The following is a 17,912-nucleotide window of genomic DNA, read 5'->3' on the forward strand; positions in this document are numbered from 1 at the left end:
CTGACTGTCTCGGCAATCTGCCGATCAGCCATCAGATCCCGGCAGCCGTATCGAGCGCGCAGGAATCGGGTGGCCCGCGACAACACAATCCTGTCAGCTGCCTCGAAATAGCTTGATCGAGGCCCACTCCATGCTGAAACCGCCTGCAACTACCTTGCCGCCAGCTTTCAAACACATCGCCTGGTCCAACCTGTTTGCGCAATTCTCCGAGCAAATCGCCTTGGCCGCAGCACCGCTTGCGGCAGTCCTTCTGCTTTCGGCTGGCCCCGCGGAATCGGGCTGGCTGCAGATGGCCCAGACGCTGCCGTTTCTGCTGCTCTCCATTCCGGCCGGCCTGCTCGTCGACCGCGCCTCGCGGCGAATGCTAATGGTCTTCTCGGAAATGCTGCGTGCCCTCTCCCTGGTCGCCACTCTGCTTTTGATTGCGAGCGGTATGCTCACCCTGCCGCTTCTGGCGATCATGGGTTTTGTCGGCGCAATCGGAACGGTCTGCTACAGTGTCGCCGCCCCGGCATTGATCCCGGCCATCGTTCCGCGCACGCAGCTCGCCGACGCCAATCGCTGGCTGGAGCTTGCCCGCAGCCTCGCCTATTCCGGTGGTCCGGCAATCGGCGGAGCAATCATCGCCTGGACCGGTGCCTCGCTCGCCTATGTTGCGGCCACCACGCTCTCCCTTCTCGCCGTCGTGCTGCTCGCCGGCCTTCGCGAACAGGAGCAAGCGGCCGGGCCGCAACGCAATCTGCTTGATGACCTGATCGAAGGCGCACGCTTCCTTGCCGGCCATGCGCTCCTGCGGCCGATACTTGTCTCCGCGGTCGTGTTCAACACATCCTGGTTCGTGCTGCAGGCGGTCTATGTCGCCTATGCTGTCCGCACACTCGGACTGACGGCAACGGGCGTCGGTGTCACGCTCGGCATCTATGGAGCCGGAATGATGATCGGAGCCTATGCCGCCCCGACACTTGCGCGCCGTATCCCCTTCGGCGTCATGATCGCGCTCGGTCCGCTCGGTGGTCTGCTCGCCGCCGTCGTCATGCTGCTGACGGTCTGGTTCCCCCTCGGCGCGCTTGCGGGAGTGAGCTTCTTTCTCTTCGGTGCGGGGCCGATTCTCTGGTCGATCGCCACCCTCACGCTCAGGCAGGCCATCACCCCAAACGCGATGCTGGGGCGGGTTTCAGCCTTCATTACCACGGCGACATTCGGCGCAAGGCCGATCGGCGCGGCGCTCGGCGCTCTCGTCGCCACCCACTTCGGCGTCAAGGCTTGCCTCGTGGTCGCGGCGACCGGGTTCCTCATCCAGTTCCTGGTGATCATCGCCTCCCAGGTTCCCCGTTTGCAGGGCCTGCCCGAACCGGCTTGACCCCATTCAACCGCATCAGCGCGACCATCTGACACCCCGCAAACGGCAATCCCGAGCACGGAGCCACCGCCGACGTTGTGGCGGCGGCGCCCGGTTTTTGTGCTGCGTTGACAACATTCCGGCTCTTTTTCAGGGAAATCGACCCGGAATCTGGGCCTCAGGGGTGGATGCGGCCGGCCGTCATCGTTAACAGATGGAAAACCTTAGGCATGCAATAGTGACCCCGCCGCATGAAGGCAGTTTGTATTGGGTCGCCTTAAGACGGGATGCGGAAGCGAATGTCCCCACCACGGTCGAGTATTGCGTACTGGAAGGCAGCGACTGCGCTCGCCGTTGCCGCCTCGTGCGCGCTCGGCCCGATGTCCGTCACCAAGGCCTATGCGTTCAAGATCTTCGGCATGAAGTTTTTCGAGGGTGACGAGGACGCGGCCCAGGTCATCGACCCCGTCAACTACACCCTCACCTTCGACGCCGGTACCGACGACAAGGAATTGAAAGAGGCGCTTGAGAACAGCTCGCAGCTGGTCCAGGGCCAGGAAAAACCGGTTTCAGGCAACCTTGGCCTTGCGATCCGCGCCCGCGACGACCGCGACCGCCTGCTGGCGGCACTCTATGAGAAGGCCCGATACGGCGGCACCGTCGCAATCCAGATCAATGGTCAGGACATCGACAGCCTGCCACCCGATCCATCTTTCCCTGACGGCAAGGCCATACCCGTCACCGTCAGGGTGACGCCGGGCCCGGTGTTTTCGCTAGGCTCGGTCAAGTTCGAAGGCGACGCCGCCGGCCTCAATCCCGCCGACTACGATCTCGCGCTCGGAACCCGGGCGGATTCGACGCGGATCATCAAGGCCGGCGAAAAGGTCGTCAACGATCTGCGCGAGCAGGGACGGCCGCTTGCCAAGCTGACCGAGCGCAGCGTCGTTGCCGATCATGCAGATTCGACCGTCGACGTGGTGATATCAGCCGAAAGCGGGCCGGTGGCGCCCGTTGGCGAAGTCAGCGTTTCCGGAACCAAGACCGTCGATCCGGGGTTTGTTCGCGATTATTCGCGGCTCAACGAGGGCCGCCCCTATTCGCCCGAGGACATCCGCAAGGCGTCCGAGCGGCTGCGTCAACTCGGCGTGTTCTCGAGCGTGACCATCAAGGAAGCCAACACGCTTTCGCCCGACGGCTCGATCCCGATGAAGATCGAGGTGTCCGAGGGCAAGCACAAGTATTTCGGCTTCGGCGCCCAGGTCTCGACCACGGACGGTCTCGGGCTTTCCGGCTACTGGGGACACCGCAATCTGTTCGGCCGTGCGGAATCGCTGCGTGTCGAGGGCTCGATCGACCGTATCGGCGAGACCCAGGAACTCGATAAGCTCGACTATTCCGCGGGCATCCTCTTTGCCAAGCCCGGCGCCTTCGGTCCGGCCTCGACCTTCACCGCAAGCCTCAAGGCCAACATCCAGGATCCCGATGCCTATCGCGCCAAGATCCTGACCGGTGCGGCCGGCGCCACATTCGAACTGTCGCCGACCGACACCTTTTCCGGTGGCGGCGAGCTGAGCTGGGCGAATATCGACGACGCCTTCGGCTCCAATTCCTACCTGACAGCTGCCATTCCGCTCGAATATGTGCGCGACACCCGCGATGACAAGCTGAACGCGACCGAGGGCTACCGGGCGTTGGTCAACGCCAAACCAAGCTACGAGATCAAGGGCCAGACCTTCTTCTCGTCCTTCGAAGCAGCGGCATCGGGTTACCAAGCGCTCGGCGACGAGAAGCGTTTCGTTCTTGCCGGCAGGATCGGTGCGGGCGTTCTGGTCGGCGGCGACGGCCTTGCCGACATACCGGCAAACCGCCGCTTCTATCTTGGCGGAGGCGGCTCGGTGCGCGGTTATTCCTACCAGGAGATCAGCCCGCGCAACAGCAACAACGACGAGACCGGCGGACGCTCCTATGTCAACACTTCGGTCGAGGCGCGCATCGCCATCACCGACACGATCGGCATCGTGCCCTTCATCGACGCCGGCACCGTGTCTGCCAGCACCACGCCCGATTTCTCCGACATTCGCGCCGGCGCCGGCATCGGCCTTCGCTATCAGACGCCGTTCGGACCGATCCGTCTCGATGTGGCGATGCCGCTCAACAAATATCCCGGCGGCACCAGCTACGGCATCTATGCCGGTATCGGCCAATCCTTCTGATCCGCGCCGGTTCCAGCCGATTTCTGCGCCGCAGCCGGCAAATTTCGCACGAGCGCCCGGAGTTTCTGCCTGCAAAGATTCCGCAGCGACACAAGTTGCGTTATGGGTAGATCATGAATCACGTCGTCCGCTTCCTTCGCGCAACGCTGCGCTATTGCCTTTATGTGCTTGGCGCGCTTGCGGTCGCAGCTCTTCTCCTCGTCGCCTTCGTCGGCTTCACGACTCCCGGCGCCCGCCTTGTCGCCTGGGCGATCGAGAAATATGCGGCGACCCCGGACCAGATCGTGCGGATTGCCGACCCGAGCCCGCTTCTGACCGGCCAGTTCACCGCCGGCAGCGTGACGCTGTTCGATGGCGAGGGCATCTATGCGGAGGTTCGCGATCTCTCGCTCAACTGGTCGCCCGCGGCCCTCTTGTCCTTCCGCTTCGACGCCGCGGCGATTTCGGCAGGCTCCATCCGCGTCGAGCGCCTGCCGGTGCCTTCGACCGAAACCAAGGAAGTGCGCTCGACCTTCGCGCTTCCGGTCGACGTCAAGATCGATGCGATCGACCTCAAGGAAATCGTCATCGGCAAGGCAATCGCCGGCGAGGACCAGTTCCTGACGGCGAGCGGCAAGGTAAACGCCACCAACGAGAGCATCGCGCTCGCCATAACGGCGGCCCAGCGCGACCGGCCCGAGGCCCGTGCCGTTGCCGACATCGTCTTCAATCCGGCCGGCAACGAACTGAAACTTGAAGCGACCGTCAATGAGCCCGCCAACGGCGTTCTGGCGAAGCTCCTGCGCCTGCCGAACGAACCCGCCGTCAACATCAAGGTAACCGGCGAAGGACCGCTTTCGGACTGGGCCGGCGCCGGGACGGCTGCGCTTGACGGCACCGAGATCCTCAAGCTAGACGGCCGTCACGTCCAGTCTACCGATGGCATGCATCGGCTGACGCTTTCCGGCGGCGGCGGCTTCGGCTCGCTGATGCCGCCGGCCTTGCGCCCGATGTTCGAGGGCCAGACCAGCATCGATCTTGCTGCTGCCTTCGACGGCAAGGGCATGGTGCGCGTCGACAAGGGGCACGTGGCGACCGGCGCGCTTGCCTTCGCCGCCTTCGGCACCTTCGACAGCAAGGGCGAGAACAATCTGCAGGCAAGGCTCGCCGGTACCAATGGCGCCATCGATTTCCGCTGGCCACTGGAAAAGGGCGAGGCCCGCGTCCTGATCAATACCGTTAATCTGTCGCTGATCGGCGATGCCCAATCGGCAATCCTTGACGCGGCCGCCGACGTCGCCTCTGTCGCACTGCCGGACGTGGCCCTCGGCGCCATCAAGCTGTCGGCTGCGAGCGATGGCTTCAACCTGGCGACACAGTCGGGTCCGATCAAGACGACGGTCGAGGTCGGCCAGGTCGGCTTCGACAATGCCGATCTCGTCCGGCTGGTCCAGGCGCCGATGAAGATCGTCGGCGACATCACTGTTGCCAAGGACAGCATCACCTTTGCGCCGGTGACGCTGGAAAGCCCCGGCGTTGGCGGCACCGTCGAAGGCGCCTTCTCGCGCGAAACCAATACGGTTGCCGCGACCTTCAAGCTCTTCACGGTCCCAGGCGCCCTGCCGCCCGCTGCCGCTGCAAAATTCGACGGCACGATTGCGCTTGCCGGGAGCATCAAGACCGGCGCCAACGGCAGCGTCACCGTCGAAAACATCGATCTCAAATCCGGGACGATCGAGGCTGCCGGCTCCGTGGCGCTCGCTGAAGGCAATCTGACGGCGGATCTTAAAGGTGTCCTGCCGGATCTCGGCAAGCTGCTCGCCGACGCCAAGGGCAAGGCCGACTTCACCGCCGCTGTGACCGGACCGCTCGCCGAACTCGGCATCAAGGCGGAACTGTCCTCGAGCGGCGCGACGCTCGCCGGTCGCACGCTCAGCGACCTGACCATCAAGGCCGACGCCACCGCAAACCAGAGCAGCCCGCAGGCCAAGCTGACGGCAACCGGTGCGCTCGACGGTCAACCGATCGACGTGCGTGCCGACGTCGTCTCGAAGGACGGTCGCACATCGATCCCGGTGCTCGAAGCCAAGATCGGCGAGAACACGCTCAACGGCGCCATCAACTTCACCCCCGACTTCAAACCCGACGGCACTGTCGATTTCAATCTTCCGGACCTTGGGCTGCTTGCCGCCATGGCCGGCCAGAAGGCGTCCGGAGATCTCTCTGGATCGGCGGCGATCCGGACGGCCAACGGCATCACCTCCATCGTGCTCAAGGCCGGCGGCAGCGGCATCAAGCGCGATGACCTGACGATCGCCAAGCCGACGGCCGACATCACCATTGCCGACCTTTCGGCACTGGCGATCAAGGGCAGCGTCCGGGCAGAGACAATTGCCCAGGGGGCCAACCGGGTTTCCGGATTGAGCCTCGACTTCACCCAGCAGGCCGGCAAGACAGGCTTTGCCATCGACGGCAAGTATGACGGCGGGCCTTTGACGGCGAGGGGCGACCTGACGAGTTCGAACGGGCGCACGGAAATCCGTCTTTCCTCCTTCGGCGCGACGCCGAAACAGATTGCACTAAAGCTCGCGGCGCCGACCGTGATCGCGATCGAGAAGGGCACCGTGCGCCTGAATGCGCTCACGATCCAGGCATCGAAAGGCACGATCGCGGTCAGCGGCACCGCCGGCCAAAAGCTCGATATTACCGCAAAGCTGAACGCCCTGCCGGCAGCCCTGGTCAATGCCTTCGCACCGGGCCTCGGCGCGGAAGGGGCAATCGGCGGCACCGTCGATGTCGGCGGAACGGCGGCAGCGCCGGTCGTCGCCTATAACCTCAAATGGTCCGGCGCCTCGCTGGCAGCCGCGCGCACCGCCGGCGTCGGTGCCTTCGACATCTCGGCCAATGGCAAGTTTGCCAACAACCGCGTGACGCTCGACACCACGCTCTCCGGCGCCGGCGGCCTCGCATTCAAGGGCGGCGGCAATGTCGATATCGGCGGCAACATGCCGATCGCCATGAAGTTCAACGGCAATGTGCCCTTCGCGCTCGTTGCCAACCTGATGGCCCAGCAGGGCTTCACGCTCACGGGCCAGGCCTCCGTCGACCTTTCGATTTCCGGCTCGGCCAAGGCACCGCAGATTGCCGGCACGATCACCACCTCAGGCGGACGCCTTGTCGACGTCCGGCGCAACCTCGCGCTCAACAACCTGACGGCCAACGTGGCGCTCGACGGCAAGCAGGCGACGATCTCCAAGCTTTCCGCCAACCTCGCGACCGGCGGCTCGGTCGAGGTCACCGGCACGGTCGGCACCGTACCCAGCTCCGGCTTTCCGGCCAACCTGATCATCAGGCTCAACAACGCCACCTATGTCGACGGCACGCTGTTCACTGCGCAGCTTGCCGGCGAGATGACCTTGACAGGTCCGCTGGTCGCCACCCCGACACTCGGCGGCAAGGTGACGATCCGCAAGGCAGCAATTACCATTCCCGAGAAACTGCCGACCTCGCTCTCGGCTATCGACATCAAGCACAAGAATGCGCCGGCCAAGGTCAAGCGGATGGCCAGGGACATCCGCAAGGACGAGAAGCCGGCAGGCGCCAATGCCAGCGGCGTCATCGCCTTCAACCTTGGCGTCACGGCCAATCAGGTCTTCGTGCGCGGCCGCGGCATCGATGCCGAACTCGGCGGCGACCTGACGATCCGCGGCACGGCCGTGCAGCCGACCATTTCGGGCGGTTTCGAGATGCGCCGCGGCCGTTTGGAAATCCTCGGCAAACGCCTGACCTTTACCGATGGCACCATCGGCTTCGGTGGCGACCTGATCCCGACACTCAATCTCAAGGCGACATCGACCGCCGGCGCGACGACCATCACCGTCAGCGTCACAGGCCTTGCCAACAATCCGCAGATCACCTTCTCGTCGTCGCCAGCCCTGCCCCAGGACGAAATTTTGGCGCAGCTGATCTTCAACCGCTCGCTGTCCAACCTCTCGGCCTTCCAGATTGCTCAGCTTGCCTCTGCCGTCAGCCAGCTGGCGGGCGGTGGCTCGACCTCGCTGCTCGACGGTCTGCGCAACAAGCTCGGCGTCGACGATCTCGACGTCACCACCGACGAGAACGGCGGCGCCTCGGTGCGCGCCGGCAAGTATCTTAACGACCGCACCTATATCGAGCTGCAGCAAGGCTCGGATTCAGGCTCCAGCAAGGCCGTGATCAATCTCGATGTCGGCAAGGGCGTCAAGCTGAAGGGTGCGGCCGGCGGTGACGGCTCCGCATCGGGCGGCATCTTCTTCGAAAAGGAATATTGAGGCGGCGCGTCATCAATACCGTTTTGACTGACGGCGTGCCTACCTTCGCCACAAAGAATACGCCCGCGGGTCGCTAACGATCCGCGGGCGTATTCTTTGTCGTCTTCCGTCTTCGGACGGCCGGGACGGATCAGTCGTCCGTCACAGCCCCGGGCGAAAATAGATGCCACTGAGCTTGCCGCCGGGGGCAAGCATCAGCCCGCATTCCAGCGTTCCCTTTTCGAAGCGCACGTCATAGACATCCCAACCTTCTTGCAGCACGCCCTTGAACGCCACGCTCTGCAGTGACCCCAGGCGGTCGAGTTCGGCTTTGGCGAGGGGCGCCTGCTCGCGCGCCACCGCTGCGAGCGGCGGCGTCATGCCTTCGTAGTCGGGCTCGCCGCGCTGGTGCTCGGCGATGACGCGGCGAAGCAATGCCTCACTGTCGGGAAACGGGATCTTATCCTTCACGCGCTTCTCCAGGTCGTCGGCAACGGCACGCGCCTTCGTCTCGTCGATGCGTTTCGCCGCCTGTTCGTAGCCGCCCTGATGCAGCACTACGCCTTCCACCTCACCTTGCTCGTTGCGGGTGAAAGAGAGTTGCGCCTGGACGATGCGATAGAAGAACAGGTCATCCGCTTCGGGATAGATTTCGAGCGCATTCTGCCCGGTCAACTGCGCCATCAGTCCGCCCTCGCGGCGGGTGACGCTGAGCACATCGCCGGCCTCGAACTGGAAGTCGCCCACAACAGAGCCGTGTTTTTCGGGATCGAAACGAACCTCGGTTCGAGGCCGTGCCTGCTCATAACGTCGCCACGCGACGGTATCCGGCGATAGGTCGGTCATCCTGGTCTCCTTGGCAAGAGTGATGAGTTCGCTGATAGAGACGGCCCGACCGCTCGATATTTTCTGCAGCGCCGCGCCGATCAGCGACAGGCTGTGCTCGACCCGATCACGCAGATCGACGAGCGCGGATTGCTGGATCGTCAGTGTCTGGCCGAGATCCGGCGCGGCGCCCGCCAGCAACACGGTGATCCGGGTCAGGCTCAGGCCGAGACGCTTCAATGCGAGGATCTCGGTCAGCCGGGCGATTTCCGCAGCGCCATAGAGCCGCCAGTTCTTTTCCGTCCGGCGCGGTGCGATCAGCCCACGATCCTCGTAGACACGCAGCGCCCGCACGGTCAGGCCGAGACGATCGGCACATTCGGCGGCGGACAAAAGGGGATCATGGTTTCGCTTGTCGCTCATGGGAGCCTCCTGGAACTATCTTCTAAGGTATGACCTTAGGTTCGGCTCAAGCGATATTTGGTGTGGGTAGAATCAAGATTTCGCGGAGGATGCTCGCGCTTGGGTCGGGTCGCCATGGATTTTGCACAATTCCGTCCCTACCTGCCCTCTCGCGCAAATTGCATGTTTCCCTAAATCGTATCCGATTTAAGGCTAAAAACATGCAACGGTTCATAGTGCCACAGCGACCTTTGTACGTCGAAAAAGACGCGCGGCGCTGTAGGCCGCAATTTCGGAACAACCCGTATTTTCAGGTGGTTTTTTGTCTCTCCAGCTTCTCGATATCGATCTTCCGCCCACCCTGGCACCGCTGCTCGCAGGTTATGACTGCCGAAAGGATAGCCTCGGCCAGTCAGACTCCAGCGTCTTCCTGTTCGACGCAAAAGACCGCCCGCCCCTCGTTCTCAAGGTCGAAGAGGCCGGTCCCTTTGACGAGCTTGTCGATGAGGCCGAGCGGCTCGAATGGCTGGGCAAGCAGGGAATGCCCTGTCCGCGCGTCGTCGCCCGCGACGTGTACGCGCAAAAGAACTGGCTGCTGATGGAGGCGGTCGAAGGCATCGACCTCGCCTCAAGCACCCTTGCCGCCTCGGAGCAGGTTGTTCTGCTCGCCGAAGCGCTACGCCGCATGCATGCGCTCGATGTCGATGCCTGCCCGTTCGATCACCGGATTGGTGCGCGTGTCGCGATCGCCAGGCTGCGTGCAGAAGCGGACCTGGTCGATGAGACCGACTTCGACGACGAGCGCCTCGGCAAGACCGCCGACGAACTCTTCGTCGAGCTTCAGGCGCGCATCCCTCAGGAGGGAGAGCCGGTCGTCACCCATGGCGACGCCTGCCTTCCAAACATCATCGTCAGGGATGGCCGCTTCGCCGGTTTCATCGATTGCAGCCGTCTGGGCGTCGCCGACCCCTATCAGGATCTGGCGCTGACCTGCCGCAGCATTGCCTACAATCTCGGGGAGGAATGGGTTCAGCCGTTTCTCGATCTCTACGGCATCCGTCGTGCCGATCCCGAAAAACTCGGCTTCTATTGCCTTCTCGACGAGTTCTTCTGACCTCGGGGAAAGCAAGCGCAGGATGGCCCGCGCCGCCTTATGCGGCGTCGCGGGCCTCGATATTGAGATCGACGATATCGGCATCGCCGAGGTCGATGTCTTCCAGGGCGTTGAACAACGCCCAGATATGGCCGAACGGGTCGATGAAGGCACCGACGCGGTCTCCGGTCGACAGCGTCTCCGCCGGGTTTCTGAGGGCGGCACCCGCCCCGATCGCCCGGCCGATGACCCGGTCGACATCCTTCACATGCAGTTCGAGAATGACCGCCGTCGTGCCGAGCGCATGCGGCGATCTCGGCCCGCCTAGTTTCGGCTCCGCGTCCCGCCGCGGATTGGCACCGGCGATCCGGAAGACGGATTCGCCGATCCTGAGATCGGCGCTGGTTAAAATCCCGCTCGGCCATTCATGCCGTTGCACCAGTTCGGCACCCAGCACATCACGATAAAAGGCAATGGCGCGATCCTCGTCGCCATGCCGGACAAATAGCTTCACACAGATCTGCCGATCGGCCAGCCTGCCGCCATTGATGACCATGACATCCTCCAATCTCGGGTGAGGCGCACATCATATACAAAAACGAGAACAAATCAAGAACGACTGGCGCAAAAACGCAATTTTCGACCCTCGCCCTCCACGCGGAAAGAAGGCACTAAAATGCGCCCGTCAGCTTGCTGGTCTTCAACAGGATGTTCGTCTCCGTCACGGTAATGCCGTCGATCAGCCGGATCCGCCTCAGCGTCTCGTCGAACGACACCAGGTCCCTGTCCTCAAGCTCGGCGATGAAGTCCCAGCGGCCGTTGGTGCTGTGCAGCGCCCTCACCTGTGGCAGACCGCGCAACTGCCCGGCGACCCGGTCGGCCATCTTGCCGTGGACCTCGATCATCACCACGGCCCGCACGCCGGAGGCCGGGATTTCCTGTCCCGTGCGAATGGTAAAGGCGGCGATCGTCCCGTTGGCGACCAGCCGGTCGATGCGTGCTGCAACGGTTGCGCGCGATACGCCGGTCCGCGCCGAAAGGGTCGAAACAGGCAGACGGGCATTTTGGCGCAGGGCACTGATCAGCGCCTGATCAAGGTCGTCCATATCTCTCACTTTGCAAAATCGGACTTAGCAATCTGTCGATCTTACCTTTCCAATCGACAGTTTTCCATCTTTTTGCTGTCACGCGTTTTGAGGATAATCCGCGCCATCCACGGGAATCATGACAGAAGGAACAGGGCGGATATGACGACCATCACGCTGATCGGCGCACCCATCGAGGAAGGTTCTGGACGACGCGGCGCGGCCATGGGCCCCACGGCACTTCGTATCGCCGGTATCGACACCGTTCTGCGCGAACTCGGCCACACGGTTTACGATGAAGGCGACGTCAAGCCGCTGCCGGCACGCGACCTCGCCAACCACCCCGGCGCCAACAACCTGCAGATCGTCGCCGCCTTCGCCCGCGCGCTGCACGATTCGGTCCATGACACCGTTCGCAAGGGCCATTTCCCGATCATTCTGGGCGGCGACCACGCGCTTTCGATGGGCAGCGTTTCCGGCATGGCGCGTTACGCCGCCGAAGTCGGCCGACCGCTGTTCGTGCTCTGGCTCGACGCCCATGCCGACTTCAACTCCCCGGCAACCTCGCCGTCGGGCAACATGCATGGCATGCCGGTCGCCTTCTACTGCGGCAAGGCCGAGTTTGCCCCGATCCTGCCTGCGGACCGGCCTATGGTCGATCCGACCAAGGTCTTCCAGGTCGGCATCCGCTCGGTCGACGACCGCGAACGCGAAGAGATCGCCGAACATGGCGTGCGTGTCTACGACATGCGTGCGGTCGACGAGCTCGGCATGGCGCACATCATGCGTCATATCCTCGATGAAGTGCGCTCGGCCAACGGCCTCCTGCATGTCAGCCTCGACGTCGACTTCATGGATCCCGAGCTGGCACCGGGCGTCGGCACCACCGTTCCGGGCGGCGCCACCTTCCGCGAAGCCCACCTGATCATGGAAATGCTCTGGGAGAGCGATCTCGTGTCCTCGCTCGACGTCGTAGAACTTAATCCGTTCCTCGACGATCGCGGCAAGAGCGCGCGTGTCCTGGTCGAGCTGACCGCGAGCCTTTTCGGCCGCCGTGTCCTTGACCGCCCGACCCGCAGCGCCTGAAATAGAAACAACGGAGGACGACGGATGAACACCACGGCAGACCTGATCGAAACCGAATACCGGCTCGGCGCACACAACTATAAACCGCTCGACGTTGTGCTTTCACGCGGCGAAGGCGTCTATGTCTGGGACATGGAAGGCAACCGCTACCTCGACTGCCTGTCGGCCTATTCCGCCGTCAACCAGGGCCACTGCCACCCGAAGATCTTCCAGGCGATGATGGAGCAGGCGCAGAAGCTGACGCTCACCTCCCGCGCCTTCCGCAACGACCAGCTGGCGCATTTCTATGAAGAGATCGCAGCACTCACCGGTTCGCACAAGGTGCTGCCGATGAACTCGGGCGCAGAAGCCGTCGAGACCGCCGTCAAGGCGGTGCGCAAGTGGGGCTACGAGGTCAAGGGTGTCGCGGAAAACAAAGCGGAGATCATCGTCTGCTCCAACAATTTCCATGGCCGCACGATGGGCATCGTCGGCTTCTCGACCGATCCGGACGCCCGCACCGGCTTCGGCCCGTTTGCGCCGGGCTTCAAGGTCGTCCCCTTCGGCGACATCGACGCCTTCCGCGCCGCGATCAACGAGAACACCGTCGCCTTCCTGGTCGAACCGATCCAGGGCGAAGCAGGTGTTCTGGTTCCCACCTCCGGCTATTTCCCGGCAGTGCGCGAGCTTTGCACCAAACACGGCATCACGCTGATCCTGGACGAGATTCAGACCGGCCTCGGCCGCACCGGCAAGCTGCTGGCTGAAGAACACGAGGGCATCGAAGCCGATGTGACGCTGATCGGCAAGGCGCTTTCGGGTGGTTTCTACCCGGTCTCGGCCGTGCTTTCGAACTCGGAAGTGCTCGGCGTGCTTAAGCCCGGCCAGCACGGCTCGACCTTCGGCGGCAATCCGCTTGCCTGTGCCATCGCCCGCGCGGCGCTGAGGGCCCTGACCGAGGAAGGCATGATCGAGAACTCGGCGCGCATGGGCGACCGCTTCCAGAAGGGCCTGACCGACATCCGTTCGAACATCATCAAGGAAGTTCGCGGCCGCGGACTGATGCTGGCGGTCGAGCTGGTGCCGGAAGCCGGTGGCGCCCGCAAATATTGCGAAGCGCTGAAGCAGCTCGGGATCCTTGCCAAGGACACCCATGGCGACACGATCCGCATCGCGCCGCCGCTGGTGATCACCGCCGAACAGGTCGATTGGGCGGTGGAACAGTTCGCCAAGGTTCTCGCTTCCGCTTGATCCCCTGACATTCTTTGTGTTCCATTGCGCCCCGGCTTCGACCGGGGCGCAATGTCTTACTACCAACCTGCGCCGATACTGGCCTATTGCGCCGGAGCGATTTTGGTTTCCGGCAAGGAGAAAACCGGAACCGGACCCAGCGTCCGGTCAGGATCGACGCAGGCTGGAGGCCAATATCGGCACAGGTTGGTATTAGCACTTGCAAAAGCAAGTCTTAACGAATCCCGGCCTATAGTCCCTTCCCAAAGCGCAAAGCGGTTCCTCCGCGCATGATGCAGCTGCGCCCCGCCGGATGTCGTCGGCGGACTTTTGAAAACTCTCCCCATCGGCTCAATGGCCGCGCCAGCCGCGACCGCACCGCACGGAGATGTAACGAGTTTGGCGGTGTCGCGCGCCTTAAGGCGTCGACCGGAAAGCTGGAAGGACCTTCGATGACAAGCACACTCAGGACGGCTGGTTTCGACGGCGAGACGCTGGAAATCATCGCGTTCCGCCTCCACGATCAGGAATTCTGCGTCAAGACCACCACGATCCGCGAGATCCGCGGCTGGGCCCCCTCGACCCCCATTCCGCATTCGCCACCCGAGGTCATCGGCGTGATGAACCTGCGCGGCACCGTGATCCCGATCATCGACCTTGCCCACAAGCTCGGCATGAAATCGACCACGGCCAATGAGCGCAGCGCCATCGTCGTCGCCGAAGTGCACAACATGGTGATCGGTCTCGTCGTCGACCGTGTCTCCGACATCCTCACGGTCCAGGGCAACCAGGTGCAACCGGTTCCCGAAGTCACCGCATCCTTCGACAAGAGCTTTGCCGAAGGCATCATCGCCAACGAGAACGGCATGATCTGCTTCCTCAACCTCGCTCGCATGTTCAAGGAACGCGAAGTCGAGGAAATGGCCGCCTAAACAACAGATTCTGCGTCGCATCAAGGCCCGCTTTGCCCTGGGCAAGGCGGCCTTTTTGCGTTCGGGCGGCGTGGCCCCGTGGCGCCACCCATGATTCGTAAACGATGAGTTGCTAATTCAACCTAGAAACAGCATACGAGTTTTCACAACTAAAATTTGATGTTTGCTATTTTAACAGCTGCTTAATAAGCCTGCCACTAATCTAGATTGTATAAGCAAGACGTCATGGGCATGAACGCCCACGAGTTCGAACTCCCCCCTCGAAGCACGAAAACGCTGACCCCGTTTGGGCCGGCGACGACGGACCAGACAATTTTCGGCAAGCCGGCATTTGTCCTTGTCCCCGGAGTCTGCGCCGCTCTTGGCCCCGCACGCCCTGTCGACAGCACAAGCAACAATGATCCGGCTTTCCGGTTTGAAACAACAAGAACCAAACCAGAGGGTAATCATGTTCTCTTTCGGGCAGAGTCTGGATTCACGCCAGATCGTCGCCGCGCTTTCAAAGTCGCAGGCCATGATCCAGTTCGATCTCACGGGAAAAATTTTGACGGCCAACGAAAACTTCTGCCAGGCACTTGGCTACAACCTGCAGGAGATCGTCGGCCAGCACCACCGCATGTTCTGCGCGCCGGATTATGTCCAGACCCAGGAATATCGCGACTTCTGGGCGCGGCTCGGACGCGGCGAGTTTGACGCCAATGCCTACAAGCGCGTTGCCAAGGGCGGCCGCGAAATCTGGATCCAGGCGACCTACAATCCGGTGTTTCACAACGGCAAGCCCTACAAGGTCGTAAAATTCGCAAGCGACATCACAGCGGCCAAGATCAAGGCCAACGAGGATGGCGGCAAACTCGATGCCATATCGAGATCGCAGGCGGTGATCGAATTCACCCCCGGGGGCGAAATCCTCATGGCCAACGAGAACTTCTGCAACGCACTCGGTTACAGCCTTCAGGAAATTCAGGGCAGGCATCACAGCATGTTCTGCGAACCCAGCTATGTGCGCGGCACTGAGTATGCCGAATTCTGGAAGAAGCTGGCCGCCGGCGAGTTCATCTCCAACGAGTTTGTCCGTTACGGCAAGGCCGGCAAGGAGATCTGGATCCAGGCGGCCTATAATCCGATCCGCGATCCGAGCGGCAAGGTCTACAAGGTCGTCAAGTTCGCGACCGACGTCAGCGAGCGCATGGGCGCAATCAAGGCGCTCGGCCTCGGCCTGCAGGCGCTTGCCGAGGGCGACCTCACTCACAGCCTGCCGACACCCTTCGTTCCCAGCATGGAAACGGTGCGTACCGATTTCAATGGCGCGATCGATCGGCTTTGTCGGGCGATGCAGACTGTTGGCGACAATGCCAACGCCATCGCTTCCGGCGCCCGCGAGATCCGCTCGGCCGCCGACGATCTTTCCAAACGCACGGAGCAGCAGGCGGCCTCTGTGGAGGAAACCGCAGCCGCCCTCGACGAGATCACCACGACAGTCGTCGATTCCAGCCGTCGCGCCGAAGAAGCGGGCGGACTGGTCGCCAAGACCAAGGCGGGCGCCGAACGCTCCGGCAACGTCGTCAAGAACGCGATCGGAGCGATGGATCAGATCGAGCAATCGTCACGCGAGATCTCCAACATCATCGGCGTCATCGACGACATCGCCTTCCAGACCAACCTCCTGGCGCTCAATGCCGGCGTCGAGGCGGCACGTGCCGGTGAAGCCGGCAAGGGCTTTGCTGTCGTCGCCCAGGAAGTGCGCGAACTCGCCCAGCGCTCGGCCCAGGCCGCCAAGGAGATCAAGGCGCTGATCACCGCCTCCAGCGACCACGTCAAGAACGGCGTATCGCTTGTCGGACAGACGGGGGCGGCGCTCGAGGAAATTCTGGTCCAGGTCCAGGAGATCAATCTCAACGTTTCGGCCATTGTCGAGGCCGCACGCGAGCAGTCGACGGGGTTGAAGGAGATCAACCAGGCGGTCAATTCGATGGATCAGGCAACCCAGCAGAATGCAGCGATGGTCGAGGAAAGCACGGCCGCAAGCCACAACATGTCGCGGGAAGCCGAAGCCCTCCACGCCCTGCTACGCCAGTTCCGCATCGGCCAGGACACGGCGCCGTTCGAGATGCAGCGTCACGCCGAGGAACGACAGCAGGCAACACGACTGAACGCCACCGCCCGCGCCATGCGCGGCGGACAAAGACAAGCGCTCGCCGGCGCACCATTGAACGACGGATGGCAGAATTTCTGAGCGCAATCCCTGCACCCCGCGCTCAGGAATGAGGGAAGGTGGCGACCGGTCGCCGCCTTCCCTAAAAACTCTATGGGATCGCGCCATCGCCGCATGGCGAGTACCGATCGACAGCCGCTCTCCAGTGTTCGACATCGTCAGGCGGTTCCGCAAACAAGCTGACAATCAAGATCCTCAGGCCGCTTCCGGGCGCTTGATCTTCGACGCCGCTTCAAGCACCAACGGGCTCAGACCCTCGCCGCCGCCATCGATATGCCGGAACAGCTGTCGCCGCATGCGCGGCTCCCAGAACTTGTTGATATGCGTCGCAACGCCCTCAGCGGCTTCGTCCTGCGGCTGGCTCTTGAAGAAGGTGGCGATCTGGTTCGCCATGTAGATCAGCTTGGCATTGGTGTCATGCGACATCGGCGACGGCTCCGGACTTGATGCGTTCGGCATGGGTGAAGATTTCGAATTCGTCGCCGCGCACCAGCGCGATCAACGTCATGCCCGCCGCTTGCGCCGTGCGGATCGCCAGCGCCGTCGGCGCCGAGATCGCGATGATGACTGGGCTGCCGACGACAGCGGTCTTCTGCACCATCTCGACAGAAACGCGGCTGGTAACGATGACGGCGCCGTCGCAGCCGCGGAAGCCGGCACGCGCTGCCGCGCCGACGAGCTTGTCCAGCGCATTGTGACGGCCGACGTCCTCGCGCACCGCGATCAATCCCTTGCCCGGCACATAGAATGCGGCGCCGTGCACGGCGCGCGTTTCGAAATGCAGCGGCTGCTGACCGTTGAGCAGCGCGACCGCCTTGACCACGTCTTCCTGCGACAGACGAAGCGTCGATGCCGAAACGTCGGGCGTCGGCCGCACCGCCTGCTCGATCGATTCGATGCCGCAGAGACCGCAGCCGACAGGGCCGGCCATATGGCGGCGGCGCAGGCGCAGCATGTCGTTCTGCTTGTCCTTGAGCGTGATCTGCAGGTCGATGCCGAGGTTGCCGGCAACCTCGTCGGCCATCGCCTCGACCGCTTCGATCTGGCCGGGCTCGGTGATGATACCCTCGGTCAGGCTGAAGCCGACGGCGAAGTCCTCGAGGTTCCCGGGGGTGGCCATCATCACCGCATGGGTCGAACCGCCAAAGGTGAAGGCCACCGGCGTCTCCTCCGGGACCACACGGGACCCGTCCCGCAAGGCCCCATTGCGACGGGCGGCTTCCGGCACGGTCTTCGACATCTGGAATT

The 17,912-nt window shown here is 62.9% G+C and carries 13 protein-coding genes; 8 read left to right on the forward strand and 5 right to left on the reverse strand.

Annotated elements, in window-relative coordinates; translation table 11 throughout:
* Window positions 1–130 precede the first annotated feature (130 nt).
* The 3 genes from ASD02_RS33740 to ASD02_RS33750 all read left to right on the forward strand — a co-directional run bounded on the left by ASD02_RS33740 (window position 131) and on the right by ASD02_RS33750 (window position 7,841).
* Window positions 131–1,360: an MFS transporter gene (locus tag ASD02_RS33740; protein WP_057221811.1), complete on the forward strand. Its 1,230-nt coding sequence runs from the start codon at window positions 131–133 to the stop codon at window positions 1,358–1,360.
* Window positions 1,361–1,638: 278 nt separating this feature from the next.
* Entirely contained in the window at window positions 1,639–3,552 is a 1,914-nt protein-coding gene (locus tag ASD02_RS33745; RefSeq protein ID WP_025425022.1) for an autotransporter assembly complex family protein, read from the forward strand.
* A gap of 113 nt (window positions 3,553–3,665) precedes the next feature.
* Entirely contained in the window at window positions 3,666–7,841 is a 4,176-nt protein-coding gene (locus tag ASD02_RS33750; protein WP_057210825.1) for a translocation/assembly module TamB domain-containing protein, read from the forward strand.
* A gap of 141 nt (window positions 7,842–7,982) precedes the next feature.
* Here the strand turns inward: ASD02_RS33750 and ASD02_RS33755 are convergent, their stop codons facing one another.
* The gene (locus ASD02_RS33755) at window positions 7,983–9,068 is read right to left on the reverse strand and encodes a MerR family transcriptional regulator (protein ID WP_025425024.1); all 1,086 of its coding nucleotides are present in this window, start codon (window positions 9,066–9,068) and stop codon (window positions 7,983–7,985) included.
* A gap of 301 nt (window positions 9,069–9,369) precedes the next feature.
* Here ASD02_RS33755 and ASD02_RS33760 point away from each other — a divergent pair, with 301 nt between their 5' ends.
* Window positions 9,370–10,161: an APH(3') family aminoglycoside O-phosphotransferase gene (locus ASD02_RS33760; RefSeq protein ID WP_025425025.1), complete on the forward strand. Its 792-nt coding sequence runs from the start codon at window positions 9,370–9,372 to the stop codon at window positions 10,159–10,161.
* A gap of 37 nt (window positions 10,162–10,198) precedes the next feature.
* Here the strand turns inward: ASD02_RS33760 and ASD02_RS33765 are convergent, their stop codons facing one another.
* Both ASD02_RS33765 and ASD02_RS33770 read right to left on the reverse strand, forming a co-directional pair.
* Complete coding sequence (locus ASD02_RS33765) at window positions 10,199–10,696, reverse strand: VOC family protein (RefSeq protein ID WP_025425026.1); 498 nt, start codon at window positions 10,694–10,696, stop codon at window positions 10,199–10,201.
* Between the two features lie 115 nt (window positions 10,697–10,811).
* On the reverse strand, window positions 10,812–11,246 hold the full coding sequence (locus ASD02_RS33770; RefSeq protein ID WP_025425027.1) for an Lrp/AsnC family transcriptional regulator: 435 nt from the start codon (window positions 11,244–11,246) through the stop codon (window positions 10,812–10,814).
* 141 nt (window positions 11,247–11,387) lie between these two features.
* On the opposite strand from ASD02_RS33770, the gene rocF reads away from it, so the two are divergent.
* From rocF to ASD02_RS33790, 4 genes are all read left to right on the forward strand, one after another.
* Window positions 11,388–12,311: an arginase gene (gene rocF, locus ASD02_RS33775; protein WP_025425028.1), complete on the forward strand. Its 924-nt coding sequence runs from the start codon at window positions 11,388–11,390 to the stop codon at window positions 12,309–12,311.
* A 24-nt stretch (window positions 12,312–12,335) separates the two neighbouring features.
* Window positions 12,336–13,541 carry an ornithine--oxo-acid transaminase gene (gene rocD, locus ASD02_RS33780; protein ID WP_025425029.1) on the forward strand — a complete coding sequence of 402 codons (1,206 nt, stop codon included), beginning with the start codon at window positions 12,336–12,338 and terminating at the stop codon, window positions 13,539–13,541.
* 431 nt (window positions 13,542–13,972) lie between these two features.
* Window positions 13,973–14,452 carry a chemotaxis protein CheW gene (locus tag ASD02_RS33785; RefSeq protein WP_025425030.1) on the forward strand — a complete coding sequence of 160 codons (480 nt, stop codon included), beginning with the start codon at window positions 13,973–13,975 and terminating at the stop codon, window positions 14,450–14,452.
* Window positions 14,453–14,900: 448 nt separating this feature from the next.
* Window positions 14,901–16,685: a PAS domain-containing methyl-accepting chemotaxis protein gene (locus tag ASD02_RS33790; protein ID WP_025425031.1), complete on the forward strand. Its 1,785-nt coding sequence runs from the start codon at window positions 14,901–14,903 to the stop codon at window positions 16,683–16,685.
* 174 nt (window positions 16,686–16,859) lie between these two features.
* Here ASD02_RS33790 and ASD02_RS33795 read toward each other — a convergent pair whose 3' ends face one another.
* Together ASD02_RS33795 and fdhD are read right to left on the reverse strand one after the other, a co-directional pair.
* Window positions 16,860–17,090 carry a formate dehydrogenase subunit delta gene (locus tag ASD02_RS33795; protein ID WP_025425032.1) on the reverse strand — a complete coding sequence of 77 codons (231 nt, stop codon included), beginning with the start codon at window positions 17,088–17,090 and terminating at the stop codon, window positions 16,860–16,862.
* Window positions 17,080–17,904 carry a formate dehydrogenase accessory sulfurtransferase FdhD gene (gene fdhD, locus ASD02_RS33800; RefSeq protein WP_225906371.1) on the reverse strand — a complete coding sequence of 275 codons (825 nt, stop codon included), beginning with the start codon at window positions 17,902–17,904 and terminating at the stop codon, window positions 17,080–17,082. The genes ASD02_RS33795 and fdhD overlap by 11 nt, the downstream gene beginning before the upstream one ends.
* Window positions 17,905–17,912: the final 8 nt, after the last annotated feature.

This window comes from Ensifer sp. Root1252, from assembly GCF_001425885.1.
Classification (GTDB): domain Bacteria; phylum Pseudomonadota; class Alphaproteobacteria; order Rhizobiales; family Rhizobiaceae; genus Ensifer; species Ensifer canadensis.